We start from the raw sequence: 22,914 nt of genomic DNA on the forward strand, positions 1-22,914 counted from the left end.
CCGTCACATCGTGACCACCAGGCCGTGACATCGGGCCCACCGGGCCGTGACATCGTGACCACCAGGCCGTGACATCGCGCCTGCCGAGCGCGGCACCGCGGCCGGGAAGCCGGGAGGTCACGCCCGGTTCCCTACCGCATGTCGGTGGGTCGTCGTACTCTCGGGGAATGAGCGTGGCTCCGTCCCTTGCCGACGACGAGTTCTTGTCCCGCGCAGAACCTTATCGGCGCGAACTACTTGCCCATTGCTACCGCATGATGGGTTCGATCCACGACGCCGAGGACCAGTTGCAGGAAACCCTCTTGCGCGGCTGGAAAGGCTACGGGTCGTACCGTCAGCAGGCGTCACTGCGCACGTGGCTGCACCGCATCGCCACCAACACGTGCCTCACAGCGCTCGAGAGCCGCTCCAAACGGCCGCTGCCGAGTGGCCTCGGGGCACCCGACAGCGACCCCGACGCGGACCTCGTCGAGCGCCACGAGATTCCGTGGCTCGGTCCGGTGCCGTCGCGCATGCTCGAATGGGACGACGACCCGGGTGCCGTCGTGTCGTCACGAGAGACTGTTCGCTTGGCATTCGTCGCTGCGCTGCAACATCTTCCACCACGCCAGCGTGCGGTGCTCATCCTGCGCGACGTGCTGCAGTGGAGGGCGTCCGAGGTAGCCGACGCCGTCGGCTCGTCGGTGCCCGCGGTCAACAGCCTGCTGCAACGCGCGCGCACTCAGCTCGAGCGGGTGGCGCCCACCGAGTCCGACGTCGTCGAACCGAACAGCGACACCGAACGCGCCCAACTCGCACGGTGGGTCGAGGCGTTCGAGTCGTACGATCTCGACGCGATCGTGTCGATGTTCACCGACCGCGCGGTGTGGGAGATGCCGCCGTTCGACGGCTGGTACGTCGGCGGCCCGGCGATCGGGCGGCTCATCGGTGGCAACTGCCCCGCCGAGCGAGCCGGCGACATGCGACTGCTTCCCACGTCGGCCAACGGCCAGCCCGCATTCGGTCTGTACATGATCGATCACAGCTGCACAGGCACCGGCGACACCACCCGCCCCGCCGTACACCGCGCCTTCCAGCTGCAGGTTCTGAATCTCACCGAGCACGGAGTCGATCACGCGGTCGCGTTCTTCGAGCCCGGCCTGTTCGCGCAGTTCGGGCTACCCGAGACCCTGCCACCGACTTCGCCGAACGACGGCTGACGCGCGGCTCGTCAGGCGCCGGGCGAGGTGTCGCGCAGAGAGCGCGCGACCGCATCGTCGTGCTCGACGTAGCCGCGCGCTGCCTCACGCACCTGTTGTTCGAGTTCTTCCGCATAGACGCGGGCGGCGCGCAACAGCCCGGCAGCCGAGGCCGCATTCGGCACCTCGTCGCCGCCCACTGCAAGCGCGCGTACCAAACGGGCGAGCTGCCGCGCACATTCGAGATCGGGGTCCGATTCTCCCACGCCCAGAGGAAGGTTCGCGAGCTCACGAGCCCGCGCTTCGAGATCCTGCAGATCGGCGGCGAGCGTGTGGCACGCGTCCACGACGGCCGCTGCCGCCGCGTCGTCGAACTCGAGAGCTCCTCGCCCCGGATCGTCCCCCAGCGTCATGTCGTTCCCCCTGTCCGTGAGTCCCCCGCCGGACCGTTCCCCCGGCCTGTGCCGTCGAATGTACCTTCCGGGACCGCCCTCGCCTCTATCGGACGCTTGTCCGGTGGTGCGGCCGGCTCCTTCCGTGTAGAAATAGCTCCCGGTGAATCCGTCTCCGCGCTCGGCCGCCCGGCCGGGTCGTGACAGCGCCCCCGTTCAGACCCGAGCGGGTTGCCGGCGCCGGTCGCCACACTCGAACTCCACTCGGCACCCGTGTGCCCGCTCCTGCTCTCCCGGACCCGAAGGATCTTCATGCGCCTGCCCATGTCTCCGCTCGACGCGATGTTCCTCGTGGGCGAATCGCGCCGTCATCCGCTGCACGTGGGCGCGGTCCAGTTGTTCACGCCGCCCGACGGTGCCGACGCACACGACATCCGTGTCCTGCTCACCGACGCGGCTCGCGATCCGAACCAGGTTCTTGCACCGGCACTTTCACGGAGTCCGTACCGGTCACCGCGCACGTGGGGGCAGTGGGCGTGGCGGAGCGACGACGCGGACCCGGACGACCACGTGCGCGCCGAGGCGCTGCCCGGGCCCGGCACACGTCGACAGCTGTTCGAACTGTGCGCGTGGCTGCACAGCGCTCCACTCGACCGCACCCGGCCGCTGTGGGAGATGCACCTGATCGAGGGACTGGCCGACGGCCGGCTGGCGGTGTACACGAAACTGCATCACGCGGTCGCCGACGGCGTCGGGGCGATGCGGATGCTGCGGGGCGCGCTCAGCGAGGACCCGGACGACCGGGCCGTGCCCGCGCCGTGGCAGGCACGGCCCGCGCGACGGCGTACGCCCACGCAGACTCAGGCGCACTTCGACGTCGTGCACGCTGCGCGTGCGGGTTTCGCCGAACTCGCAGGCATGGTGCCCGCGCTCGCGTCGACATTGGGTCGCAGCATTCGCGAGTCGGGTAGCGCGGTGTCGTTCTCGGCTCCGCAGACGATGTTCAACGTGTCGATCGGCAGCGCACGACGGTTCACGGCACGCTCGTGGCCGCTCGAACGGTTACGCCTGGTCGCGAAGGCCTCCGGGACGACGGTCAACGACGTCGTGCTCGCGATGTCGTCGGGCGCGCTGCGCCGGTACCTGCTCACCCGCGGCGCGCTACCCGACCGCCCCCTCGTCGCGATGGTGCCGGTGTCTCTGCGTTCGCAGATCGCGGGCGACGGCAATGCGATCGGCGTCCTGATGTGCAATCTGGCAACACATTCCGACGACGCGCAGACGCGGCTGACCACGATCGCCGACTGCATGAGGGACGGCAAGGACGCGCTCTCGCACATGAGCCCGACGCAGGTGCTCGCGATGAGCGCGCTGGGTGCCGCACCGGTGGGCGCGAGCATGCTGTTCGGTCACAACACCGTTGTACGGCCGCCGTTCAACCTGATCGTCTCGAACGTGACGGGCTCGGACGTGCCGCTGTACTGGAACGGCGCCCGCCTCGACGCGCTGTATCCGATGTCGGTGCCGGTGGACGGGCAGGCGCTGAACATCACCTGCACGAGCCACGACGACGAGCTGTTCTTCGGTGTCACCGCGTGCAGGCGCGCGGTGCCCGATCTACCGTCCGTGATCGGCCATTTCGACACGGAGCTGTCGGCACTCGAACGCGCCGCGGGTGTCTGAGCGTCAGACCGTGGGCACCGCTGCGCGCTGCCGCAGTACGAGCCCGATGCTGCAATTGCCGCCGTCGGGATCCGGGGTGACGTCGACGGCGAAGCGGGCGCCGAGCGCCGTCTCCGCGTTGTCGAGTGCGCGCTGGATCAACCCGCGCTGGATGCCGCGCACCACTTCGGGGTTGCGCCGCGCGGTCTCGACGAGCGGGCACGTACACAGGGTGAGCGTGTGCGTGCCGAACGCGCTCATCGCCGATTGCACCTGGAAGCCGAGCCGTTCGAGCACCGCGATGACATAGGCCGCCGCATCCGGGCCTGCGGCGTCGACGGCCCCGAGCCGGTCGGCCCAGTCGCGTCCGGCATCCTCGGCCTTGCGTTCGCGTTCGGCTTCGGTGCCGCCGAGTTGCGCGGCCATGAGTGCGACGAGGTCGGCGTAGGACGGCTCGCGGATCGCCTCGTAGCCGATACGGGGCCTGCCCACGCCCGCAGCGTCGAGACGACAAGTACGCGCGAGGCCTTCCTCGACGAGTCCGCCGAGGTGGAAGCGCACGGTGGTGACGTGCAGATCGAGCTGCGCCGCCAGGTGCTGGGCGTCGAGCGGGGCGGTGGCGGCGCGCAACAGCTCGAGCACACGATCACGCTGCTTCACTCGCCGCGGCATGGGCCCTCCTGACCACTCCACCCCACCCACCGGTTAGGGTCACCTTATTAAGAGGAACAAAATCCTCTATAGTCGTCGCCATGACTGCGCTGCCCGACGACTCTCCCACGGTACGACCGCCCCGAAAGGGCCTCGGAACTGTGGCTACCCTTGCTTTGTCCGTCACCGCCGCCGCGTCCGTCGTGATCGCGGGGGCCGCCGTGGTGGTCGCGGTCGAGGTGCGCGCGGACGAGCCGGTGGCCGCCGCGTCGAGCACGACCGATTCGTCGACCATCCCGGCCGCGCTGCAGGCCCTCGCCGCCGATCGCGGCGCCGAGGCCGCACCCGTTACCGATCCCGCCGCGCCCGCCGGCCCCGGCGATCCCGCAGCACCTGTTCCCGCGAACCCTGCCGCACCCGGCCCGCTGCCTGCCGAGGGCCTCGCCCCCGGTGCCGCCGCGCCCGCGGTTCCCGGCGTGACGGCTCCGGACGCAGACACCGGGCAGGGCGCACCCGCCGCGCAGTCGATCCCGGCCCCGACCGCGTCCGAACTGACGTCCGTGCTGCACTCGGCGGTCGATCCGTCGCATTCTCCCGCGCAGCGACAGTCGCACGTCGAGCGCGGCGACGAGGCCGGTGCGGTCCTCGACCAGATCAGCACGCGCGCGGGCACGATGATGGCCGTCGTCCACCCGCAGGTGATCGACCCGGTGTCGGTCGACGGCGCCACCGCGTCGGGCCGCCTGCAGGTCACCTTCGCCGGATCGGCAGGCCCCGAGACGCCGCTGCGCTTGTCCTTCACCTACGTCGACGGCGGGTGGAAGCTGTCGGCCCGCAGCGTGTGCGATGTCGCGTCGTTCAACGGGTTCTCGTGTCCCCCGGGCTATGCCCGATAGTGGTGCGACCGACAGCGGCACGGGCGCTACGCCTTCCGGTGGCACGAGCACTGGGCCCGACGGTGGCACGAGCGCTGGGCGCGAAGACGCCGGTCCACCGTGTGACGACTGCCCGCACGGCCACGTCGACGACGAGCGCACACGCGACGAGCGCGAGTGCCCACGCGTACAACTCGGGTGTCTGCAACAGGGTGCGGGTCTGCGCGATCGCGGCGCCGACACCGTCGGGGGCCGACAGCAACTCGGCCATGACGGCGATCCGCACCGAACCCGACGCGACGGCACCGGTGGCGGCGAGGATCGGCGGCGCGACGGACGGCACGGTCACGAACGCGAGCCTGCGGGTGCGGCCGAGTTGCAGTCCGGCGCCCAGTTCGAGCAGATGCGGGTCGATGCCGCGCAGCGCCGCCGTTGTGGCCGCCGCGACGAGCGGCACCATGACCGTCGCGCACACGATCACCGTGATCACCGGATCGCTGCCGAGCCACAACACGAGGCACACGATCAGCACGATCGGCGGGAGCCCTTGCAGCAGAGCACGAACGGGCGCGAGCATGCCGTCGGCGAAGGCGAACCGCGAGGCGGCCGCACCGATCACGATCCCGATCACCAGCGCGGCGAACGTCGCGAGCGCCGCGCGCGCGAGCGTCAGGCTCAATTCCTCGGCGAGCGAGCCGTCCCGCGTGATGCGCCACAGCGCGTCGACGGTGCGGGCCGGGCTCGGCATCACGGCGGGAGACTGACCGCGTGAGAGCAGGTACCACGCCCCGACGAGCGCCGCAAGACACACGACGACGCCGAGCACGAAAGCCGGTGAGCGCTTTTTCCTGCCGAAGTGCTGCGTCATGCCGCGGTGCTGCCGAGATAGAACCCGTCGGGTGGCACCGACCCGCCCACCGACTCCGGCACCGTGTCGAGCAGCGAACCGTACAGCCGCTCCACGTCGGGTCGGGTGTCCTTCGCCGGCAGGTACGTCGGCCGCAGACCGGGCAGCACCTTCGCGACGACGTCCTCGGGCACCGGCACGCGTTCGGCGATCGCCCGGGCGCCGGCAGCAGGATCGGACACGACGCCCATCACCGACGTCACGAACGACGACTGCAGTGCCCCGACGAGGTCGGGGTACTGACGCACGAGTTCGCCGCGCACCACGAAGCCCGCGAACGGGAGCGTCGCAGAACCCGTGTGCTCGACCCAGAGGTCTTGCAGGCTCGCGGCTTTCACTGTCGATGGGGCGGTCTGCGACACGACCGTCGACAGGTGCTCGGGCAGCACCGCGTACTGCATCGAGCCGTCAGCGAGGCCGGTCGCGATCTCGAGGGGCGTCGGGTGGTACGCGAGCGTCACGTCCGGGTTCTCGCCTTCGTAGGTCAGTCCCGCGGCACCCAGCAACTGACGCGTGACGAGGTCGACGACGTCGTTCTCGAACGGCACGTGCACGGTCTGCCCGCGCAGACTCTCCAGAGTCGTGCCCGCCGGGCCCATCAGGTGGACGATGTTGCCGCTCACCGCACCGACGAGCGCGAGGTCGATGCCCTGCGCACACAGGTTGGCGGCGATGTTGATCGGCATCGCGGCGACGTCGTAGCGACCGGTGATGAAGTTGGTACGCAACTCTTCCGGCGTGCTCGCGGTCGTGAGCGAGGTGTCCGTGATGCCGACTGAATCGAGTCGGGTGAGCGGAGCGGCCATCGCGACATTGTTCGCGACCCCCACGTTCAAGCGGTCGGGAACCCCGGAGTGGGCGTCGGATGCGGGAGCGGTGTCCCCGCACCCGGACGCACCGCCGCCGGCCGAATCACACGCCGTCACCGCGGCGCCGATGACGCCGGCCGCGACCGTTACCGCAGCAATACGGAGGAGACCATGACGCGACAGGAGGCGACGGGGAGCGTGCAGGAAGCGGATGTTCACGAAAGTCCTTTGCTCGAGTTCGACGGGGTGACGCTGACCCGCGGGGACAAGGTGATCGCCGAGGACGTCTCGTTCCGGCTGCATCCGGGCGAGATCCTCGTCGTGTCGGGTCCGTCCGGACTCGGCAAGACGACGCTGCTGCACACCGCCGCAGGCCTGCTCACCCCCGCGATCGGCACGGTACGACGGCGAATCGCACGACAGGGCATGGTGTTCCAGGAACCACGCCTGTTGCCGTGGTTGTCGGTGCATCGCAATGTACGACTCGGCGCGCCTGGGCGCGGCGTGTGGTCGCGCACCCCGTCGGCGGCGGTGGAGCACGCGCTCGACAAAGTCGGTCTCGCCGGGACCGCGACGATGCCGCCGTATCGCCTCTCGGGCGGCATGCAGCGCCGCGCCGCGCTCGCCCGTGCGCTGTACGGGAACCCGTCGATGGTGTTCGCCGACGAGCCGTTCGCGCATCTCGACTCGGCGGCGGCGCAGCTCGCCGCGGGCGCGCTCGCGCGGGCGGCGCGGGCCGGGGCCGGAGTGATGACCACCGCGCACGAGGTCGGGGACGGTTTCCCACTCATGGGGAATTACCGTACATTATTCCTCTAAAGGTAAGGCTAACCAGAATCGAGGGCGAACGATGGCGGACACCGACCGGGGCGACGAGCCGCAGAACCTCCCGCTCGCGGGGCGAGACGCGGCCCATCTGCCGGGCCACTGGCTCCTGGCGCGCCTCGGCAAGCGCGTGCTGCGCCCCGGCGGCAAGCAGCTCACCGAGAGGATGCTCACCGATGCGCGGCTGTCCGGCTCCGACGTCGTCGAACTCGCACCCGGCCTGGGGCGCACGGCCCGGTCGATCGTCGAACTCGGCCCACGGAGCTACGTGGGCGTCGAGTCCGACTCGGATGCAAGCGCCTTGACACGCAAGGTGATCGGCGACGCAGGCACCGTCGTCGACGGCGAGGCCGCCGCCACCGGTCTGGGCGACGCGAGCGCCGACGTCGTGATCGGCGAGGCGATGCTCACGATGCAGACGGACAAGCACAAGGCCGAGATCGCTGCCGAGGCGCTGCGCGTCCTCCGCCCCGGCGGCCGATATGCGATCCACGAACTCGCGATCGAACCCGACGACGTGCCCGACGAGATCAAGACCGAGATCCGCAAGGCCCTCGCGCGGTCGATCAAGGTCAACGCGCGCCCACTCACCGCAGCCGAATGGCGGATGCTCTTCGAGGACAACGGCTTCGAGATCGAATCGGTGTCCTTCGCGCCGATGAAGCTCCTCGACCCCAAGCGCATCCTCGCGGACGAGGGTCCGCTCGGCACGCTGCGCTTCGTGCGCAATGTGCTGCGCGATTCCGACGCGCGCGCCCGCGTCCTGACCATGCGCAAGACGTTCACCAAGTATCGCGACCACCTCGTCGCCATCGAGATCATCGCGACGAAGAAGGCGGCATGAGCGATCTGACGTTCGTCGACGGTCTCGACGTCCTGGATCCCACAGACGGCGACGGCCCGCACATCCAACGGCTCGCGGCCGGCTCCGGCGTCACGGTGGTGCGCCTCGGGTTCACCGCAGGTCAGGTGATGGACCGCCACCGCGCCCGGGTGCCGATCATGGTGCAGGGCGTCGTCGGCCGCGTCGAGTTCTCCACCGCGTCGTCGACGCAGACTCTCGTGCCGGGCACCGCGGTGCTCGTCGACGCGGAGGTCGAACACCGGCTGGAGGCTACCGCCGACTCGGTTCTCACACTGCTCGTGCTGCGCTGAATCCGGCTCGCCCTCACCAACTCTCCTTGCGCCGCAACGCGCGGGCCAGCTGAGGCTGGGTCAGGGCGGGCGACTCGAGCGGTGTGCGCTGCCCGTCGGCGCGGATGCCGTCGATCAACATCCCGAACACGCGGCGCCACACCTCCGGGGACACGTCGGTGCCGAAGTCGACCGCGGCCTGGATCGTGAACGACAGCACGCCCAAGTCGGTACTGGAGAAGTCCCGACGCACCGAGCCGTCGGCCTTCGCGTGTTCGACGAGACGCCCCGTCAACTCGTGCACCTCTTCGTCGAGAGCCTCGACGCGGCGGATCATCTCGTCCGGCAGGTGCAGGTGGCCGTGCGCCGACGACGTCCGGCCCGCCGCGAGGAGATCGCGCAGCGCGCGGTCGTCGGCCATCATCTGCGTCGTCACAGCGAGGAAGTGCACGATGCCGTCGAGCGGCCGCGCGAACTCCAGCGCCGTGCGTGCTTCGGCCACGACGTCCTCGAGCCGCGCGTCGAACAGTGTCGCGACCAGTTCCTCCTTGCTCGCGAACCGCCGGTACACGGTGCCGACGCCCACCCCGGCCTCCGCGGCGACGTCGGCGAGTTTCGCGTCGAGCCCGCGTTCGGCGAACACCTTGCGGGCCGCCGCGAGGATGCGGTCGAGGTTGGCCTGGGCGTCGCTGCGCAGCATGTCGCACAGTGTATCGAACCGGAACCAGTCATTCCGCTTGTGCTATCGTCTTCCGGAACCATCGATTCCGCTTCGCTGCCGCTGCACGTCCGCGCTGCGCCGACGCGGCACGCACATCCCGCCCGGAAAGAGGCACCCCTCCGCCGATGACCACTCTCACGTCGACAGCCCCCACCGCCGATCCCGGCCACGCCCGCCGCTGGTGGATCCTCGCGATCCTCGGCATCGCGCAGCTCATGGTGGTGCTCGACGCCACCATCGTGAACATCGCCCTTCCCGTCGCACAGCACGCGCTCGGGTTCGACGACGGCGGGCGCCAATGGGTCGTCACCGCGTACTCGCTCGCATTCGGCAGCCTTCTGCTGATCGGTGGGCGCGTCGGCGACATGTTCGGCCGCAAGAACGCTTTCGTGATCGGCCTCGTCGGCTTCGCGCTCGCGTCCGCAGTCGGCGGCTGGGCGCCGTCGTTCGACGTGCTCGTCGCGGCCCGCGCCTTTCAGGGCATCTTCGCTGCGCTGCTCGCACCCGCCGCGATGTCCCTGCTCACCGTCACGTTCGCGCACACTCCCGACCGCAGCAAGGCATTCGGCATCTTCGGCGCGATCGCCGGTGCGGGCGCCGCGATCGGATTGCTGCTCGGCGGCGTGCTCACCGAATACCTGTCGTGGCGTTGGTGCCTGTACGTCAACGTGGTCTTCGCGGCGGTCTCGCTCGTCGGCGCGCTCGTCCTGCTGCCACGACATGTGAAGGAGGAGCACGGCCAGCGGGCCGACTGGCTCGGCGCGCTCGTCGTCACCGTCGGCCTGTTCTTCCTGGTGTTCGGCTTCTCGCACTCGGAATCGAACGGCTGGGCGGACACCGTCACCATCGCGTCGCTCGTCGTCGGTGTCGTGCTGCTCGTGGTGTTCGTGTTCGTGCAGCGCGCGGTGGCTCAGCCGCTGTTGCCGCTGCGCATCGTGCTCGACCGGCTGCGTGGCACGTCCTATCTCGCGATGCTGATCTCGGCTGTCGGCCTGTTCGGCGCGTCGCTGTTCCTGCCGTTCTACATGCAGCAGACCCTCGGGTTCAGCCCGGTCGTCACGGGTGTCGCCTTCCTGCCCATGTCGATCGCGATCGCCGTCACGGCAGCGGTCACCGGTTCGATCCTCGTGACACGGCTGAGCCCGAAGATCGTCGTCACCGCCGGCATGCTGTTCGGTGCCGCAGGCATGGTGTACCTCACCAGGATCGGGGTCGACACCGGTTACGTCGCGAGCGTTCTCCCCGGCTTGCTGATGCTCGGCGTCGGCCTCGGCCTGGTCTTCGCGAACGGCTTCGGTTTCGCGACCATCGGTGTGCGCAACGAGGATTCGGGAGTCGCGTCCGCAACGGTCAACACCGCACAGCAGATCGGCGGCTCGATCGGCATCGCACTGCTCAGCAGCATGTCCGCCGCCGCGGCGAGCACATTCGCGTCCGATCACGCACCGTCACCCGACGTCGCCGCGGCCGCAGCGGTCGCCGGGTTCCAGACCGCCTTCTGGTGGGGCGCCGGGTTCTTCCTGGTCGGCGCGCTCGTCGCGGCCGTGGGTTACCGGAACCGCATCCCCCAGCAGAACGTCGACGACGCCCCGGTCATGGCTCACTGATGCCGCGCCCGGCGAGCCGGTCGAAGAAGCCGACCACCTCGCCGGGTCGGATGTGGTCGTCCGACACGTGCCCGCCGCGCACACGCACGAGGTCGACCGGCAGGCCCGCGGTGCGCACCGCAGCGACCCAGGGTCCCGTCACGGTGTGCAGGGCCGCGATCCGGTCCTCCGCAGAGGCGAACACCAGGATGGGCGCCCGGCGGTATCGGCGGGCGTCGTGCCGGATCGGATCCCATGCGTGCGTGCGTTCCGCGACATCCGCGCCGTCAGGCGCCAGTTCGTAGGCGCTCGTGAGGCTTTCGCGCCCCGCCTCCCCACGGTCCCAGACGGCCGTGAGCGAGAGAGACGGCGCGATCATCACGACGCCTGCCACCGGGATCTCGCCGAGCCGCAGTGCATTCGCGGCGGCGCCTGCGCCCATCGACTCGCCGAGCAGGAAACGTCGACCGGTGTACCCGTACGCGTCGAGCCACGCGTCGAGTGCGACGAGATCGTCCTGCGCCGTGCGATTCCCCCACGCGTCCCCGTGCATCGCGGGGCTCGCGAGGAGGTAGCCCGCGGCCAGGAGTGCGTCGCGCAGGGCCGCCCGGTCGGGTTCGTCGAGTGACGCCTCGCTACCGCTACGGCCGTGCAAGTAGACGACGATGTCGCCGTGGGCCGTACTGTCGGGCAGTGTGATTCGTGCGCGATCGCCCGTGGGCAGCACGACAGTGTCGAACCGTCGCATACCCGGCGCCGCTCACTCGCGGATGAAGTTGAGGTACGCGCGCGACGGCGTCGGGCCGCGCTGCCCCTGGTACTTCGACCCGACGGTCGCGCTGCCGTAAGGGAATTCGGCCGCACTCGACAGGCTCAGGATGCACAGCTGGCCGATTTTCATGCCCGGCCACAGCGTGATCGGCAGGTTCGCGACGTTCGACAGTTCGAGCGTGATGTGCCCGCTGAAGCCGGGATCGATGAATCCTGCCGTCGAGTGCGTCAGCAGACCCAGCCGGCCCAGCGAGGACTTGCCTTCGAGGCGGCCCGCGAGGTCGTCGGGCAGGGTGCACACCTCGAGTGTCGAGCCGAGCACGAACTCGCCCGGGTGCAACACGAACGGTTCGCCCTCGACAGGCTCGACGAGCGTGGTCAGCTCGTCCTGCTGTTGCGCCGGGTCGATGTGCGTGTAACGGGTGTTGTTGAAGACCCGGAACATGCGGTCCAGCCGGACGTCCACGCTCGACGGCTGGACGAGCGCGGGATCGAACGGTTCGAGGCCCAGGCGTCCGGCGGAGATTGCCGCGCGGATGTCGCGATCGGAGAGAAGCACGCCTAGAGGCTACCGGTGGCCGGTGCGAGCGACAGGAGCAGTTCGGTGCAGGTGTCGACGACGTCACTCTCGTCGAGCTCGACCGTGCCGGTCAGCCACGCCGTGAGCGCCTGTGCGAACCCACCGACGACGAAGTGTGCGACGAGGTCGAGGCCGGGCTGCTCGACGTCGTAGAAGTCGGCGGCCTTGCGCGTGACCAGGCCGGCGAACATCCGGGTGCTCTCGATGCGGCGCTGCGCGAACACCTGCAGCGCGGGTGAGGCCGAGAACATGACGTGACCCAGGCGCGGGTCCGCGGCGACGTCGCGGACGATCGACTCGATGCCCGCGCGCACGGCGGCCTTCTCGTCGTCGACCGGTGCGACCGCGTCCCACGCATTTCCCGCGAGTACCTCGACGACGTGGTCGTAGACGGCGTTCTCTAGCGCACTGCGGTCGGCGAACGACTCGTAGAAGTAGCGCGTGGTCAGACCCGATTTCTTGCACACGCCGCGCACCGAGACGGCCTCGCCGCCGCCGAGCATGTCGAGGCCGGCTTCGATCAGTTGCGCGCGACGCTCGGCGCGACGCTCGTCGCCGCCCTGACCGCCGTAGACGCGGCCGCGTGGCACGGGCTCGGTGTCGGTCATGCAGACATCTTCGCACTCGGGTCTGGACTAGTCACGCCCATCTGAGTACGGTCGTGTTCAGATAAGGGCACAAGCACCGGAGAGGCCACCATGTCCGCAACAACGCCAGACCAGATCCAGCCCGACGAGCGATTCCTTCCCGTCATCGACGGGATCGGGCTCGCCGCGGGTGCAGCCAACGTGATCATGCAGCTGTCGTGGCCCGGCGTCGGGTACGGCGTGTACGAGAGCCGCGTCGAGAGCGGGCGGCTGTTCGATCATCCGATCAAGCGCACCCGCACCACCCTCACCTATCTCGCCGTCGCCGCGCGCGGCACCGACGAGGAGAAGAAGGCCTACCGGCGCGCGGTCGGCCGCTCGCACGCGCAGGTGCATTCCACCGAGGACAGCCCGGTCGAGTACAACGCGTTCGATCCCGAACTGCAGCGGTGGGTGGCCGCGTGCCTCTACCGCGGTTTTGAGGACGTCTACACCTTCCTGCACGGGCCGTTGCCCGCCGGCGAACTCGCCCGTTCGTACCAGCTCGGCGCCACCTTCGGCACGACGCTGCAGATGAAGCGCGACATGTGGCCCGAGGACCGCGAGGCGTTCGAGGTGTACTGGAAGGAGTCGCTCGCGAAGGTGTCGATCGACGACACGATCCGCGAGCACCTCACGGCGATCGCCCGTGGCGAATTCCTCGGTCCCGCGCTGGCACGCGTCGTCGAACCGGTCAACATGTTCTTCACGAAAGGCTTTCTGCCGCAGGAATTCCTCGACGAAATGCATTTCGACTGGACGCCCGCGCAGCAGCGCCGCTTCGAACGGGTGATGAAGGCCATCGGCGCCGTCAGCCGGCGCCTGCCGGTGGTGGTGCGCGAACTCCCCTACCGCTACCTGCTGCGCGATCTGCGATGGCGCATGCGCACCGGTCGTCCGCTGGTGTGAGCGGTTGCGGCATCTGCTAGTGTTCTCGCCGCAGGGTATCGAGTATGCCTACGGGCGCTCGATATCATGCGCGCCGATGTAGTTCAATGGTAGAACATCAGCTTCCCAAGCTGAATACGCGGGTTCGATTCCCGTCATCGGCTCAGCCACGCCGAACGGGCGGTTTCCCGGCCATCGCGCGAGAGCGCAGCCGCGAAACCGCCCGTTCGTTTGCGGATCAGGACGCGAGGAATGCGTCGATCTGGTTGATCGCCGACGACGCACCTTCCACGACACCCATGTCGAGCACCTGCTGCAGTCCCTCGGCAGAGTCGTACGTGCTGACGTAGGTGGCGCGGGTGCCGCCGTCGTGCTCGGTGAACGTGTAGAGGTTCTTCGACACCGGCAGTTCACGATTCGGCGTGAAGTCGTCGTGCGCGAAACCGTCGAGGAACGAGAAGCTCTCGGGCTCGTCGACCGCGGTCACCTCCCAGTACCCGGCGAACTTCTCGCCCTCCGGGCTGGTCATGTAGTACGTGACCATGCCGCCGGGCGTCAGATTGTGTTCGACGAAGGTGGCGGGATAGGTGGGCGGACCCCACACCTTCTCGAGCTGACGCGGGTCTGCGTAGATCTGCCACACACGCTGCACCGGCGCCGCGAAATCGGCGGTGATGGTGAGGGTTCGGTTGTCGAGATCGTGCTGAACGTCGCTGACAGGCATTGCTCAGTCCTCCATGGTCGGGCTGGTGATGAGTTCGTCGATACGAGCGATGCGGCCACGCCACACCTGTTCCAACTCGGTGAGCATGGACGCCACCGAGCGCACTGCAGCAACATCGCCACGAGCGAGTTGCTCCCGACCACTGCGCCTCTTGGTCAGCAGGCCGGCCTTCTCGAGCACGGAGACGTGTTTCTGCACCGCGGCGAAGCTCATGTCGTACCTCTCCGCGAGTGTGGAAACCGAATGCTCACCAGCCAGGACGCGGCGCATGATGTCGCGCCGGGTGCGGTCGGCGAGCGCGTGGAACAGGGCATCCGCCCGGTCCTCGTCGTCTCCGCTCACCTCTCCAACATACAACCAATCGGTTGTATGTTGTCAAGACTTTCGCGCAATCGGAACCGGGCGGATCAGAAGTCGAACACCGACCAGCAGAGGGCGTTCCGTTGCCGCTGGTCGTCGAGGACCAGCGCACGGACCTCCGCAGGAAGTCGGTCGCGCTGCCAGCGACATTCACAACGACCCGCCGCGTCGCCCTCCGCAGCGCGCACCGCCTTGATCGCGTACGCGGCAGCACCGAGATCGTGCGCAGCGACATGCGCGACGACCCCGGCCTGGCCCGCGGCGTATGCGGCGAACCGCGGCGCACCACGCAGATCCCGCGCAGCGCCCATCGCGTGCCCGCCCGCTGCGCGTGCGTCCATCATCTTCATCTCACCGCGCACCCACGTGCGCGCGGCCTCGATCGCGGCCCGCGGACGGGTGTCGTCGGGGCACGCCGACTCGAAGAGGGGCAGGACGTGCTCGGCGCACCTTGCCGCCCACAGCGCGAGAAGGTGATGGTGGTCGTCGGTGAGCGTGCCTCCGCGGCGGATCGTCGTGAGCCGAGGGTCGCGCACCGGGGGAAGAATCACAGCGGCTCCCTTCGCGCGATCGATGCACGACCATCGAATCGCAGGACCGCGCGGGGAGCAAAGCTCGGTCAGCCGCCGAATCGGGCGACGAGCCGCCCGACCACCTCGTTACGACGCAGACGCTCCAGGCCCGAACCGATTTCGTCGAAACCGATCTCGGTGTATTCCGGTGCGATCTCACCCGCGAGCAGCAGGTCGAACACCTCCTCGATGTCCTGGACCGTCCCACCGAGCGATCCGACGAGCTTCTTACCGAGGATCGACGGCGTGTTCACGGTGAAGGTCGGCAGGCCGAGGCCGACCTGGACGACCGTGCCGCCGCGCCGGACCGCGTCGATCCCCATCTGCGTGGTGTCGAATCCGGCGTAGTCCACCACGAGATCGAAATCCTGACCCGCCCACTCACCGGCGTCGCGCACGACGTCGACGACTCCCGCGCCGCGCGCGAGGTCCCACACCGACTCCTTCGTCTCGGCCACGTGCACCTCGGCACCCGCGAGAACTGCTGCACGCGTGCCGATCTGACCGAGACCGCCGTAGCCGATCACGCCGACCTTCATGCCCGGCCCGGCCTTACCCTCCTTGACGATCGCGTGATACGACGTCATGCCCGCGTCGGTCGCGAGGGCCGCGAGCGAGAGGTCGAGGCCGTCCGGCACCCGCGCGAGATCGGCCGCGTCGGCCACGAGCTTGTCCGCGAACCCGCCCGGGGCGAACATGCCGAGCGGCGGCCGCACACCGGACGAGCAGACGCCGACGACGTCACCGACGCGCCAGCCGTCGACGCCGTCGCCGATCGCACTGATCACGCCGGCGTTCTCGTGCCCCTGCGTCATCGGCAGGAAGGGCATCGTGCCCTCGCCCACTTCCATGTACATGAGGTCGCTGTGGCACAGCCCGGCCGCCTCGACGTCGATCACCACCTCGCCCGGGCCCGGCGTGGGCTCCGGAACCTCGTTGAGCGCGATCGGCTTTCCCGCGCCTTCGAACTGCCAGGCCTTCATGACTGCACTCCTCCACCGTCGTCGGCTTCTTTCGCCGACGGTACGTACTTAATCGGTTAAGCGGTAACCTGACGGGATGACCCGGCACGCACGCATCCGGATCCGCGACGTCGCCGATGCCGCGGGAGTGTCCACCGCGACCGTGAGCTACGTGCTGAACGAGACCCCGGGACAGACGATCACCGACGCGACCCGCGACCGCGTCCGGCAGGCCGCACTGCGCCTCGGGTACACGCCGCACGGCGTCGCGCGCACACTGCGCGAGGGCCGCTCGCGGATCGTGCTGCTCGAGGTCGGCTCACTCACCGCCGGCACGAGCCTCGACGACTTCGTCTCGGGCATGGCCGACGAACTCCGTCGCCACGACCACGTCCTGCTCGTCACTCCCGGTGGTGCCGATGCCTCGGTGCTCGCGGCCGTGTCCCCGCGCGCGGTCGTCGACCTCACCACGGTCGCGACCGGCAGCGAACACGACGACCCCATCTCGGGCCGGACGCAGGGCTCGCACGTCGGGCTCGCATTCCACGCGGTCACCCAGTTGCGGCACCTGGCCGAGCGTGGTCACCGTCGTATCGCGTTCGCGCTGCCGTCGTACGACGGCGGCGCGCTCGCGAACACGCGGCTCGCTCACGCGCGCCGCGCCGCGGCCGAACTCGGGCTACCGCCGCTCGAGGTGCTGCACGCGGCCGATTCCGTCCGTCGCCTGATCGAGGACACCGACGTCACCGCGGTCGCCGCGTTCGACGACGACACCGCCCTGGCGGTACTCGCCGCAATGCGCGCGGACGGCTACCACGCACCCGACGACCTCGCCGTCCTCGGCTTCGACGAGACCCGCCACGCGGCGCTGTGCGAGCCGCGCCTCAGCACGGTCCGCATCGACGCGTCGGCCTACGGAAAGCGCGCCGCCCGAATCTCTCTCGACCTCGACCCTGGCACGTGGGAGCAGCCACCGTCCGAGGTGGTCGTCGGCGCGACGACGTGAACGGGGCGGTCTGTAACCTGCCGTGCGAAGCCCCTACCCACGAAGGAGCCCCATGCGTCTACGCGACACCCCCACCGTCGAGGTTTCCGAACGTCTCGCGTGCAGCCCCGAACGGGCGTGGCAGCTCGTCACCGACATCGAACTGCCCACGCGCGTCGACGGCGAACTGCAACGCGCGGAGTGGCTCGACGGCGCCACCGGCGTCGCGCTCGGCGCCCGCTTCCGCGGATACAACGCGAGCGACCAGATGGGCGAGTGGCAGACCGAACCCGAGGTCGTCGAGGTCGAGGACGGCCGCCGCTGGGTGTGGCGCATCGGCTCCGCCGAGGCCTTCATCGCACTCTGGGGCTTCGAGGTGGACCCGTCGAAGAGCGGTGCGGTGGTCCGGCAGTGGGCCAAGCTCGGCACCGGGACGTCTCCGCTGACCGCCGCGATCGCGCAGTATCCGGAACGCGAAGCCGCCATCATCGGCCACCGCATGGGTGTCTGGCGCGACGGCATGGCCGCCAACCTCGCCGCGCTACGGGAGCTCGCCGAGGCCTGACGGCGGCACCGGCCGCGACGTCCAGCCGGCCGGCCACGGTGCGGCGCGGAACTCCGCGGGTTCACGGAGCCGCTGGTCCGTCCCTCGGCACCCGCCGAAAGACGTGCCGATCGCCACGTGCCCGTCGCGGGCACGGACCGACAGCGAGCCGTCGACGATCGACAGGATCCACTGGTCCATGTCTTCGAGCAGCGCGTCGGACCCGCCGTCGCACGCGTCGCATCCACAGTCCGGCACGGTCGCCAGACACACCGCCGGGTCGCCCGCGGCGACCGTGACCGTCACGAGGTCGTCGCTGCCGCTCGGCGCGTGCGTCACCACCACCAACGGCACCGCCCCGGGCGCCGTCGGCGTCAGCACGACGGCATCGCCGCCCGGCGACAGCGGAGGGAGCGACCAGTTCGGTGCCGCGCCCTCGCGCACCCAGCCCCGGGCGCGGAGCACCGTCGTCCAGGCTCGCGCTCGCGCCGACACGATCTCGTATTTCTCTGGATGGGTGCAGCGGCTGTACTCGTCCTCGGCCGGCTCCGCGCCCCGGTGCGGATCGGGCCACCCGGGCGTGCCCGCCGCGGCGAACACCGCGTCGACGTCCTCGAGCAGCGCGCACATCTCGTCGGAGAGCACCGCGATGCCCTCGCCGCCACCCCTGTCCTGCAGCCGGCGAATCCCGTCGTTGTACTCGTCCCACCACGATGCCCCCACACCGCGGACGCTACTCCCCCGCCTGCCCGTCACGACGAGCACGCGCTCGCACACGTTCGGTACGGTTTTCCCAGTCGACCCGCGACCGCGCGTCGTCGGAGCGGGTCTGCGCACCCGGAGTGTGGGAGGTTCCCCGTGGCTGGAGGTCTCGTCGCCCTGTTGGACGACGTCGCGGCGATCGCGAAGGTGGCGGCGGCCTCGATCGACGACGTCGGCGCCGCGGCAGGCCGCGCGAGCGTCAAGGCAGCGGGCGTGGTGGTCGACGACACCGCCGTCACCCCCCGCTACGTGCACGGGTTCTCCCCGAAGCGGGAGTTGCCGATCATCCGCAAGATCGCCCTGGGATCGATCCGCAACAAGCTGCTGATCATCCTGCCGGTCGCGATGATCCTCAGCGAGTTCCTGCCGCAGGCGCTGCCGTATCTGCTGATCGCGGGCGGCCTGTTCCTGTGCTTCGAGGGCGCCGAGAAGGTCTACGAAGCGATCACCGGCGGGCACCACGAGGACGAGGCGGCCGCCGAAGGGCAGAGCGGTCCCGAACGCGAGAAGGCCATGGTCAGCGGCGCGATCCGCACCGACCTCATCCTGTCCGCCGAGATCATGGTGATCTCGCTGTCCTCGGTCGAGAACGAGCCGTTCTTCACGCGACTGCTGGTGTTGATCGTCGTCGCGATCGTCATCACCGCGCTCGTGTACGGCGTCGTCGCGCTGATCGTGAAGATGGACGACATGGGCCTCGCATTGGCCGGCCGCAAGTCCGCATTCAGCCGACGCGTCGGCCGCGGCCTGGTCGCCGCGATGCCGAAGGTGATGTCGGTGCTCACCGTCGTCGGCATCGCCGCGATGCTGTGGGTCGGCGGCCACATTCTGCTCGTCAACGTCGGCGAGGCAGGCTTCCACTGGCCCGCCGACCGCCTGCACGATCTCGAGCACTGGTTCGGCGAACTCGTCCACGGCGGCGTCGGCGGTGTGCTGTCGTGGACGGCGGGCACCGTGACGTCCGCACTCGTCGGCCTGGCGCTCGGTGCGCTCGTCGTGCTGATCGTGCATCTGCTGCCGAAGCGGAAGAAGGACAGCACAGCGCACTGAGGGCCCGTGTGAGTCCGCCGCCGGCCCGACCCGCGCACCGATGAGTTCGGCCGGGTCGCCCGGTCGGTACTCCGAAGAGACTTACGCGAGTGGGAGGTAGAGCAGTGGCCCAGCTGTTGAAGGTGCAGAATTTCACCGTGTCGCGCGACGGGTACGGCGCGGGCGAGAACCAGAGCCTCGAGCACCCGTTCGGGCACGCCGACCCGGGCGAGATGTCCGCGTGGGCGGCCGCCACGGCGAGCTGGCCGGGGCGCACGGATTCCGGCGGCAGCCGCGGCCTCGACGACTACCTGACGCGGGACTTCCACCACGGCATCGGCGCCGAGATCATGGGCCGCAACAAGTTCGGCCCGCAGCGGGGCCCGTGGGAAGACGACGAGTGGCGCGGCTGGTGGGGCGACGAGCCGCCGTTCCACACGCCGGTGTTCGTGATGACCCATCACCTGCGCCCGTCCTTCACGCTCGGCGACACCACCTTCCACTTCGTCGACGACGACCCCGCGACGGTGCTCGAGCGTGCCCGCGCGGCCGCGGACGGCAAGGACGTCCGGCTCGGTGGCGGCGCGACCGTCGTCCGGGAGTTCCTCGATGCCGACCTGGTCGACACCCTGCACGTCGCGGTCTCACCGCACATCGAACTCGGTGGCGGCTCACGCCTGTGGGAATCGCCCGACGAGCTGCGCGACCGATTCCACGTGGACGTGGTGCCCAGCCCGAGTGGAGTGGTGCATCACCTGTTCTGGCGGAAGTGAGCGCCGGGACCGCGTCGCAGCGTCTCGCACCACGGTGGCCCGCCTCGATCCCCGGCAGGAACGCCGGGCTACAGTGGCCGGTGCGCGTCACGGGAAGCCGGTGCGAATCCGGCGCTGCCCCGCAACTGTGAGGTCGATTCGACCGTAGCCAGATACCGCCGCGCGAATCAGTTCTCGGCACGGTCACGCGGGATGACCACCCGAGCGTCGGACGTCGCTGCGCTGTGCGCGCGTCGCGCCGGCCCTCGACGTCTCCTGTGCCCGCGCCACGTCGCGACGGGAGACGAATCCATGACCACATCCGTGCCGGTGTTCGGGCGCCGCGCGTTCCTCGGCGGCACGCTCGGCCTCGCCGGTGCCTTCGCGCTGGGTGCGTGCGGCTCCGGCAGCGCGTCCTCGACCGGTCGCTTCACCGCGATGTACGAGGGTGCGGGCGCGAGCGAAACCATCGACCCGGGCACCGGGACGATGTTCGTCGACGAAGCGCGCGTCAAGCACCTCTACGACGGCCTGTTCGAGGTCGACTCGCACATGCAGCCGATACCTCGACTCGCGACGGGCGCCGAGCCGAACGCCGACGGCACCGTGTGGCGCATCGGCCTGCGCGAAGCCACCTGGCACGACGGCAGCCCTCTCGTCGCGGACGACGTCCTCTACACCCTCGCGCGCATCCTCGGCAGGCAGAGCGAGGCGCAGCCGTTCGTCGCCGCGACGACACTGTCGTCGGTCGACCTCGCCAACTCGCGCGCACTCGACCCGCACACCGTCGAGCTGCAGCTGAAGTACCCGTCGTTCGAGCTGCCGAGTCAGCTCACCGCGTACGGCACCCGGATCGTCAAGCACGGCGCCACCGACTTCAGCCGTCCGGTGGGCACGGGCCCGTTCCGCTTCGAGTCCTTCACACCCGGTCGCGAGTTCGTTGCCACCCGGTACGACGACTACTGGGACGGCGCGGCGAACATCGAGACGCTCCGCATCCTGAGCGCGGGCCAGGATGCGCGGCTCGCGGCCGTACGCACCGGGCAGGCCGATTTCGTCGACAACCTGTCCCCCTCCGCGGGCCGCACCCTCGAGTCGGACGGCGATGTCACCGTGCACAGCACGGCGAACAGCGGCATCCTCTACTTCGCGATGAAGACCGACCGTCCGCCTTTCGACAATGCCGACGTGCGGCGCGCGATGATGCTCCTGGTCGACCGCGACGAACTGGTGAAGGTCGCGCTGCAGGGCTCGGGCGAGGTGTCCGACGACATCTTCGGCCGCGGCTACGCGTACTACCCCGACGACCTGCCGCCGCACCGGTACGACCCGGACGAGGCGAAGTCATTGCTGCGTAAGGCCGGAGCATCCGACCTGTCGTTCGAGTTGTACGTCGCACCGGTCGCGAGCGGATTCGTGGAAGCAGCGCAACTGTTCGCGCGGCAGGCGCAGGCGATCGGCGTGACCGTCAGGGTGACCCAGGGTTCGAAGGACACGTACTACACCGACGCACTCACCAAGGGCCACATGACCATGGGCCAGTCGGGCCCGCTGTCGATCCCCTACCACTTCGCGTCACGTCTGCTGAGTACCGCGCCGAAGAACTTCACGCAGTGGGCGGATCCCGCATTCGACGACCTCTACGCACGCTCGCAGCGCGAGCGTTCCACCGAGACCCGCACGGCGATGTATCGCGAGTTGCACGAGATCCTTCACGACCGGGGTGGTTTCGTCTTCTGGGCGACGACACCGTGGCTCACCGCCTACCGATCGGGCGTCGACAACGCGCCCGCCGGGGTCCCGAATGCCTTCGACTGGGCGCGCTTCGACGAGGTGACGGCGTGAACGGACGTCCCACGCAGGCACAGGCCACCGCATGGCTCGACCGATGGGATCGGCAGCAGGGTCACTACATGCCCGATCGGGAGGAGCGGTTCGACGTCGTGCTCGACGTGCTCGACGAGGTGCTCGGGCGGCCGGACCCGCTCGTGGTCGATCTCGGCATCGGCCCGGGGTCGCTCGCGCATCGGCTGGTCGACCGCATCCCGGCTGCACGGGTCGTCGGTGTCGACGCGGACCCGCTGCTGCTCGAGCTGGGCTCGATCGCGCGGCCCGACAGCCGGATTCGCACCGTTCTCGCCGACCTGCGCGAGCCCGGCTGGTTCGCGCGACTCGACCTCGACCGAGCCCCGGACGCGTACGTCAGTTCGACGGCACTGCACTGGATGGACGCCGGGCCGCTGCGCACAGTGTTCGCCGAGTGCGCCCGCACGATCGCTCCTGGCGGCGTGCTCGTCGATGCCGACCACCTGTACGAGGGTGCGGCGGCGCCCGGGCTCGACGACCTCCTGCGTGCGCTCACCGCGCGGCGGGCGCAGCGGCGCGGCACCCGGCAGGCGGAGGACTGGCAGGCGTGGTGGGACGCCGTCGACGCCGCACCGGAACTCGCGGAACTGGTGCGCGAACGGGCAGGCGGCTTCGAGCACGTGGTCACCGACCGGCCGTCGGTGCACGACTACGTCGCATTCGCGCGCGAGGGCGGTTTCGCCGAGGCAGGCATCGTGTGGCAGGTCGGCGACGATCGGATCGTCGTCGCCACCGCTCCCCGGTGACGCGGCC

The 22,914-nt window shown here is 69.7% G+C and carries 27 protein-coding genes, 1 tRNA gene and 1 riboswitch; of the genes, 15 read left to right on the forward strand and 13 right to left on the reverse strand.

The window, feature by feature from the left end; genetic code table 11:
- Positions 1-167 precede the first annotated feature (167 nt).
- Positions 168-1,199, forward strand: coding sequence for a sigma-70 family RNA polymerase sigma factor (locus tag HCA44_RS18775; RefSeq protein ID WP_169650853.1), 1,032 nt, complete (start codon positions 168-170; stop codon positions 1,197-1,199).
- 11 nt (positions 1,200-1,210) lie between these two features.
- On the opposite strand, the gene HCA44_RS18780 is transcribed toward HCA44_RS18775, so the two are convergent.
- Positions 1,211-1,591, reverse strand: a complete 381-nt coding sequence (locus tag HCA44_RS18780) for a hypothetical protein (protein ID WP_169650854.1) — start codon at positions 1,589-1,591, stop codon at positions 1,211-1,213.
- A gap of 291 nt (positions 1,592-1,882) precedes the next feature.
- On the opposite strand from HCA44_RS18780, the gene HCA44_RS18785 reads away from it, so the two are divergent.
- Positions 1,883-3,253 (forward strand): wax ester/triacylglycerol synthase family O-acyltransferase, encoded by a 1,371-nt coding sequence (locus tag HCA44_RS18785; RefSeq protein ID WP_169650855.1) that lies wholly within the window; start codon positions 1,883-1,885, stop codon positions 3,251-3,253.
- A gap of 3 nt (positions 3,254-3,256) precedes the next feature.
- Here HCA44_RS18785 and HCA44_RS18790 read toward each other — a convergent pair whose 3' ends face one another.
- Positions 3,257-3,904, reverse strand: coding sequence for a helix-turn-helix domain-containing protein (locus HCA44_RS18790; RefSeq protein ID WP_206038366.1), 648 nt, complete (start codon positions 3,902-3,904; stop codon positions 3,257-3,259).
- Between the two features lie 140 nt (positions 3,905-4,044).
- Here HCA44_RS18790 and HCA44_RS18795 point away from each other — a divergent pair, with 140 nt between their 5' ends.
- Complete coding sequence (locus tag HCA44_RS18795; protein ID WP_169650856.1) at positions 4,045-4,779, forward strand: hypothetical protein; 735 nt, start codon at positions 4,045-4,047, stop codon at positions 4,777-4,779.
- Here the strand turns inward: HCA44_RS18795 and HCA44_RS18800 are convergent.
- A complete protein-coding gene (locus HCA44_RS18800; RefSeq protein ID WP_169650857.1) occupies positions 4,742-5,626 on the reverse strand; it encodes an ABC transporter permease subunit in 885 nt (294 codons plus the stop codon). The two genes, HCA44_RS18795 and HCA44_RS18800, sit on opposite strands and share 38 nt — an antisense overlap.
- Positions 5,623-6,471: an MqnA/MqnD/SBP family protein gene (locus tag HCA44_RS18805; protein WP_169650858.1), complete on the reverse strand. Its 849-nt coding sequence runs from the start codon at positions 6,469-6,471 to the stop codon at positions 5,623-5,625. Before HCA44_RS18805 ends, HCA44_RS18800 begins: the two co-directional genes overlap by 4 nt.
- 174 nt (positions 6,472-6,645) lie before the next feature.
- Between HCA44_RS18805 and HCA44_RS18810 the strand changes: the two genes are divergently transcribed.
- From HCA44_RS18810 to HCA44_RS18820, 3 genes are read left to right on the forward strand one after another with little or no spacing between them, the layout of a single operon-like run.
- Entirely contained in the window at positions 6,646-7,293 is a 648-nt protein-coding gene (locus HCA44_RS18810; RefSeq protein ID WP_169650859.1) for an ATP-binding cassette domain-containing protein, read from the forward strand.
- A 31-nt stretch (positions 7,294-7,324) separates the two neighbouring features.
- Positions 7,325-8,143, forward strand: coding sequence for a class I SAM-dependent methyltransferase (locus HCA44_RS18815; protein WP_169650860.1), 819 nt, complete (start codon positions 7,325-7,327; stop codon positions 8,141-8,143).
- Positions 8,140-8,454: a cupin gene (locus HCA44_RS18820; RefSeq protein WP_169650861.1), complete on the forward strand. Its 315-nt coding sequence runs from the start codon at positions 8,140-8,142 to the stop codon at positions 8,452-8,454. The genes HCA44_RS18815 and HCA44_RS18820 overlap by 4 nt, the downstream gene beginning before the upstream one ends.
- 13 nt (positions 8,455-8,467) lie before the next feature.
- Here the strand turns inward: HCA44_RS18820 and HCA44_RS18825 are convergent, their stop codons facing one another.
- Complete coding sequence (locus HCA44_RS18825; RefSeq protein ID WP_169650862.1) at positions 8,468-9,133, reverse strand: TetR/AcrR family transcriptional regulator; 666 nt, start codon at positions 9,131-9,133, stop codon at positions 8,468-8,470.
- Between the two features lie 146 nt (positions 9,134-9,279).
- Between HCA44_RS18825 and HCA44_RS18830 the strand changes: the two genes are divergently transcribed.
- Complete coding sequence (locus HCA44_RS18830; protein ID WP_169650863.1) at positions 9,280-10,761, forward strand: MFS transporter; 1,482 nt, start codon at positions 9,280-9,282, stop codon at positions 10,759-10,761.
- Here HCA44_RS18830 and HCA44_RS18835 read toward each other — a convergent pair.
- From HCA44_RS18835 to HCA44_RS18845, 3 genes are read right to left on the reverse strand one after another with little or no spacing between them, the layout of a single operon-like run.
- The gene (locus HCA44_RS18835) at positions 10,748-11,488 is read right to left on the reverse strand and encodes an alpha/beta hydrolase (RefSeq protein WP_169650864.1); all 741 of its coding nucleotides are present in this window, start codon (positions 11,486-11,488) and stop codon (positions 10,748-10,750) included. The genes HCA44_RS18830 and HCA44_RS18835 overlap by 14 nt on opposite strands.
- Positions 11,489-11,500: 12 nt before the next feature.
- Positions 11,501-12,070 carry a dCTP deaminase gene (gene dcd, locus HCA44_RS18840; RefSeq protein WP_169650865.1) on the reverse strand — a complete coding sequence of 190 codons (570 nt, stop codon included), beginning with the start codon at positions 12,068-12,070 and terminating at the stop codon, positions 11,501-11,503.
- A 2-nt stretch (positions 12,071-12,072) separates the two neighbouring features.
- On the reverse strand, positions 12,073-12,699 hold the full coding sequence (locus HCA44_RS18845) for a TetR/AcrR family transcriptional regulator (RefSeq protein ID WP_206038367.1): 627 nt from the start codon (positions 12,697-12,699) through the stop codon (positions 12,073-12,075).
- A 90-nt stretch (positions 12,700-12,789) separates the two neighbouring features.
- On the opposite strand from HCA44_RS18845, the gene HCA44_RS18850 reads away from it, so the two are divergent.
- Entirely contained in the window at positions 12,790-13,626 is an 837-nt protein-coding gene (locus HCA44_RS18850) for an oxygenase MpaB family protein (RefSeq protein ID WP_169650866.1), read from the forward strand.
- A 72-nt stretch (positions 13,627-13,698) separates the two neighbouring features.
- A tRNA-Gly gene (locus tag HCA44_RS18855) sits at positions 13,699-13,769 on the forward strand.
- A gap of 74 nt (positions 13,770-13,843) precedes the next feature.
- Here the strand turns inward: HCA44_RS18855 and HCA44_RS18860 are convergent.
- The 4 genes from HCA44_RS18860 to HCA44_RS18875 form a co-directional block, all read right to left on the reverse strand.
- Positions 13,844-14,329 carry an SRPBCC domain-containing protein gene (locus HCA44_RS18860; RefSeq protein WP_169650867.1) on the reverse strand — a complete coding sequence of 162 codons (486 nt, stop codon included), beginning with the start codon at positions 14,327-14,329 and terminating at the stop codon, positions 13,844-13,846.
- A gap of 3 nt (positions 14,330-14,332) precedes the next feature.
- Positions 14,333-14,671 (reverse strand): metalloregulator ArsR/SmtB family transcription factor, encoded by a 339-nt coding sequence (locus HCA44_RS18865; RefSeq protein WP_169650868.1) that lies wholly within the window; start codon positions 14,669-14,671, stop codon positions 14,333-14,335.
- 65 nt (positions 14,672-14,736) lie between these two features.
- Positions 14,737-15,240: a putative immunity protein gene (locus HCA44_RS18870; protein WP_169650869.1), complete on the reverse strand. Its 504-nt coding sequence runs from the start codon at positions 15,238-15,240 to the stop codon at positions 14,737-14,739.
- Between the two features lie 68 nt (positions 15,241-15,308).
- Entirely contained in the window at positions 15,309-16,244 is a 936-nt protein-coding gene (locus HCA44_RS18875; protein WP_169650870.1) for a zinc-binding dehydrogenase, read from the reverse strand.
- A gap of 76 nt (positions 16,245-16,320) precedes the next feature.
- On the opposite strand from HCA44_RS18875, the gene HCA44_RS18880 reads away from it, so the two are divergent.
- Together HCA44_RS18880 and HCA44_RS18885 are read left to right on the forward strand one after the other, a co-directional pair.
- On the forward strand, positions 16,321-17,229 hold the full coding sequence (locus tag HCA44_RS18880) for a LacI family DNA-binding transcriptional regulator (protein ID WP_169650871.1): 909 nt from the start codon (positions 16,321-16,323) through the stop codon (positions 17,227-17,229).
- 52 nt (positions 17,230-17,281) lie between these two features.
- Positions 17,282-17,773, forward strand: coding sequence for an SRPBCC family protein (locus HCA44_RS18885; RefSeq protein ID WP_169650872.1), 492 nt, complete (start codon positions 17,282-17,284; stop codon positions 17,771-17,773).
- On the opposite strand, the gene HCA44_RS18890 is transcribed toward HCA44_RS18885, so the two are convergent.
- Entirely contained in the window at positions 17,750-18,475 is a 726-nt protein-coding gene (locus HCA44_RS18890) for a DUF6226 family protein (RefSeq protein ID WP_169650873.1), read from the reverse strand. The genes HCA44_RS18885 and HCA44_RS18890 overlap by 24 nt on opposite strands.
- Positions 18,476-18,610: 135 nt before the next feature.
- On the opposite strand from HCA44_RS18890, the gene HCA44_RS18895 reads away from it, so the two are divergent.
- The 4 genes from HCA44_RS18895 (at position 18,611) to HCA44_RS18910 (ending at position 22,907) form a co-directional block, all read left to right on the forward strand.
- On the forward strand, positions 18,611-19,564 hold the full coding sequence (locus HCA44_RS18895) for a DUF808 domain-containing protein (protein WP_169650874.1): 954 nt from the start codon (positions 18,611-18,613) through the stop codon (positions 19,562-19,564).
- 104 nt (positions 19,565-19,668) lie between these two features.
- Positions 19,669-20,316 carry a dihydrofolate reductase family protein gene (locus HCA44_RS18900; RefSeq protein ID WP_169650875.1) on the forward strand — a complete coding sequence of 216 codons (648 nt, stop codon included), beginning with the start codon at positions 19,669-19,671 and terminating at the stop codon, positions 20,314-20,316.
- 39 nt (positions 20,317-20,355) lie between these two features.
- A riboswitch (cobalamin riboswitch) is annotated at positions 20,356-20,495 on the forward strand.
- A 112-nt stretch (positions 20,496-20,607) separates the two neighbouring features.
- The gene (locus HCA44_RS18905) at positions 20,608-22,140 is read left to right on the forward strand and encodes an ABC transporter substrate-binding protein (protein WP_169650876.1); all 1,533 of its coding nucleotides are present in this window, start codon (positions 20,608-20,610) and stop codon (positions 22,138-22,140) included.
- The gene (locus HCA44_RS18910; RefSeq protein ID WP_346764796.1) at positions 22,137-22,907 is read left to right on the forward strand and encodes a class I SAM-dependent methyltransferase; all 771 of its coding nucleotides are present in this window, start codon (positions 22,137-22,139) and stop codon (positions 22,905-22,907) included. Before HCA44_RS18905 ends, HCA44_RS18910 begins: the two co-directional genes overlap by 4 nt.
- The last annotated feature ends 7 nt before the right edge of the window (positions 22,908-22,914 follow it).

This window comes from Rhodococcus sp. HNM0569, from assembly GCF_012726205.1.
GTDB lineage: Bacteria > Actinomycetota > Actinomycetes > Mycobacteriales > Mycobacteriaceae > Rhodococcus_F.

Bases quoted from the DNA above. Each gene is read 5' to 3' on its own strand.
- HCA44_RS18775 (WP_169650853.1), top strand. From the start codon at position 168: ATGAGCGTGGCTCCGTCCCTTGCCGACGACGAGTTCTTGTCCCGCGCA.
- HCA44_RS18780 (WP_169650854.1), bottom strand. From the start codon at position 1,591: ATGACGCTGGGGGACGATCCGGGGCGAGGAGCTCTCGAGTTCGACGAC.
- HCA44_RS18785 (WP_169650855.1), top strand. From the start codon at position 1,883: ATGCGCCTGCCCATGTCTCCGCTCGACGCGATGTTCCTCGTGGGCGAA.
- HCA44_RS18790 (WP_206038366.1), bottom strand. From the start codon at position 3,904: ATGCCGCGGCGAGTGAAGCAGCGTGATCGTGTGCTCGAGCTGTTGCGC.
- HCA44_RS18800 (WP_169650857.1), bottom strand. From the start codon at position 5,626: ATGACGCAGCACTTCGGCAGGAAAAAGCGCTCACCGGCTTTCGTGCTC.
- HCA44_RS18805 (WP_169650858.1), bottom strand. From the start codon at position 6,471: ATGGCCGCTCCGCTCACCCGACTCGATTCAGTCGGCATCACGGACACC.
- HCA44_RS18810 (WP_169650859.1), top strand. From the start codon at position 6,646: ATGACGCGACAGGAGGCGACGGGGAGCGTGCAGGAAGCGGATGTTCAC.
- HCA44_RS18815 (WP_169650860.1), top strand. From the start codon at position 7,325: ATGGCGGACACCGACCGGGGCGACGAGCCGCAGAACCTCCCGCTCGCG.
- HCA44_RS18820 (WP_169650861.1), top strand. From the start codon at position 8,140: ATGAGCGATCTGACGTTCGTCGACGGTCTCGACGTCCTGGATCCCACA.
- HCA44_RS18825 (WP_169650862.1), bottom strand. From the start codon at position 9,133: ATGCTGCGCAGCGACGCCCAGGCCAACCTCGACCGCATCCTCGCGGCG.
- HCA44_RS18830 (WP_169650863.1), top strand. From the start codon at position 9,280: ATGACCACTCTCACGTCGACAGCCCCCACCGCCGATCCCGGCCACGCC.
- HCA44_RS18835 (WP_169650864.1), bottom strand. From the start codon at position 11,488: ATGCGACGGTTCGACACTGTCGTGCTGCCCACGGGCGATCGCGCACGA.
- HCA44_RS18845 (WP_206038367.1), bottom strand. From the start codon at position 12,699: ATGACCGACACCGAGCCCGTGCCACGCGGCCGCGTCTACGGCGGTCAG.
- HCA44_RS18850 (WP_169650866.1), top strand. From the start codon at position 12,790: ATGTCCGCAACAACGCCAGACCAGATCCAGCCCGACGAGCGATTCCTT.
- HCA44_RS18860 (WP_169650867.1), bottom strand. From the start codon at position 14,329: ATGCCTGTCAGCGACGTTCAGCACGATCTCGACAACCGAACCCTCACC.
- HCA44_RS18875 (WP_169650870.1), bottom strand. From the start codon at position 16,244: ATGAAGGCCTGGCAGTTCGAAGGCGCGGGAAAGCCGATCGCGCTCAAC.
- HCA44_RS18880 (WP_169650871.1), top strand. From the start codon at position 16,321: ATGACCCGGCACGCACGCATCCGGATCCGCGACGTCGCCGATGCCGCG.
- HCA44_RS18885 (WP_169650872.1), top strand. From the start codon at position 17,282: ATGCGTCTACGCGACACCCCCACCGTCGAGGTTTCCGAACGTCTCGCG.
- HCA44_RS18905 (WP_169650876.1), top strand. From the start codon at position 20,608: ATGACCACATCCGTGCCGGTGTTCGGGCGCCGCGCGTTCCTCGGCGGC.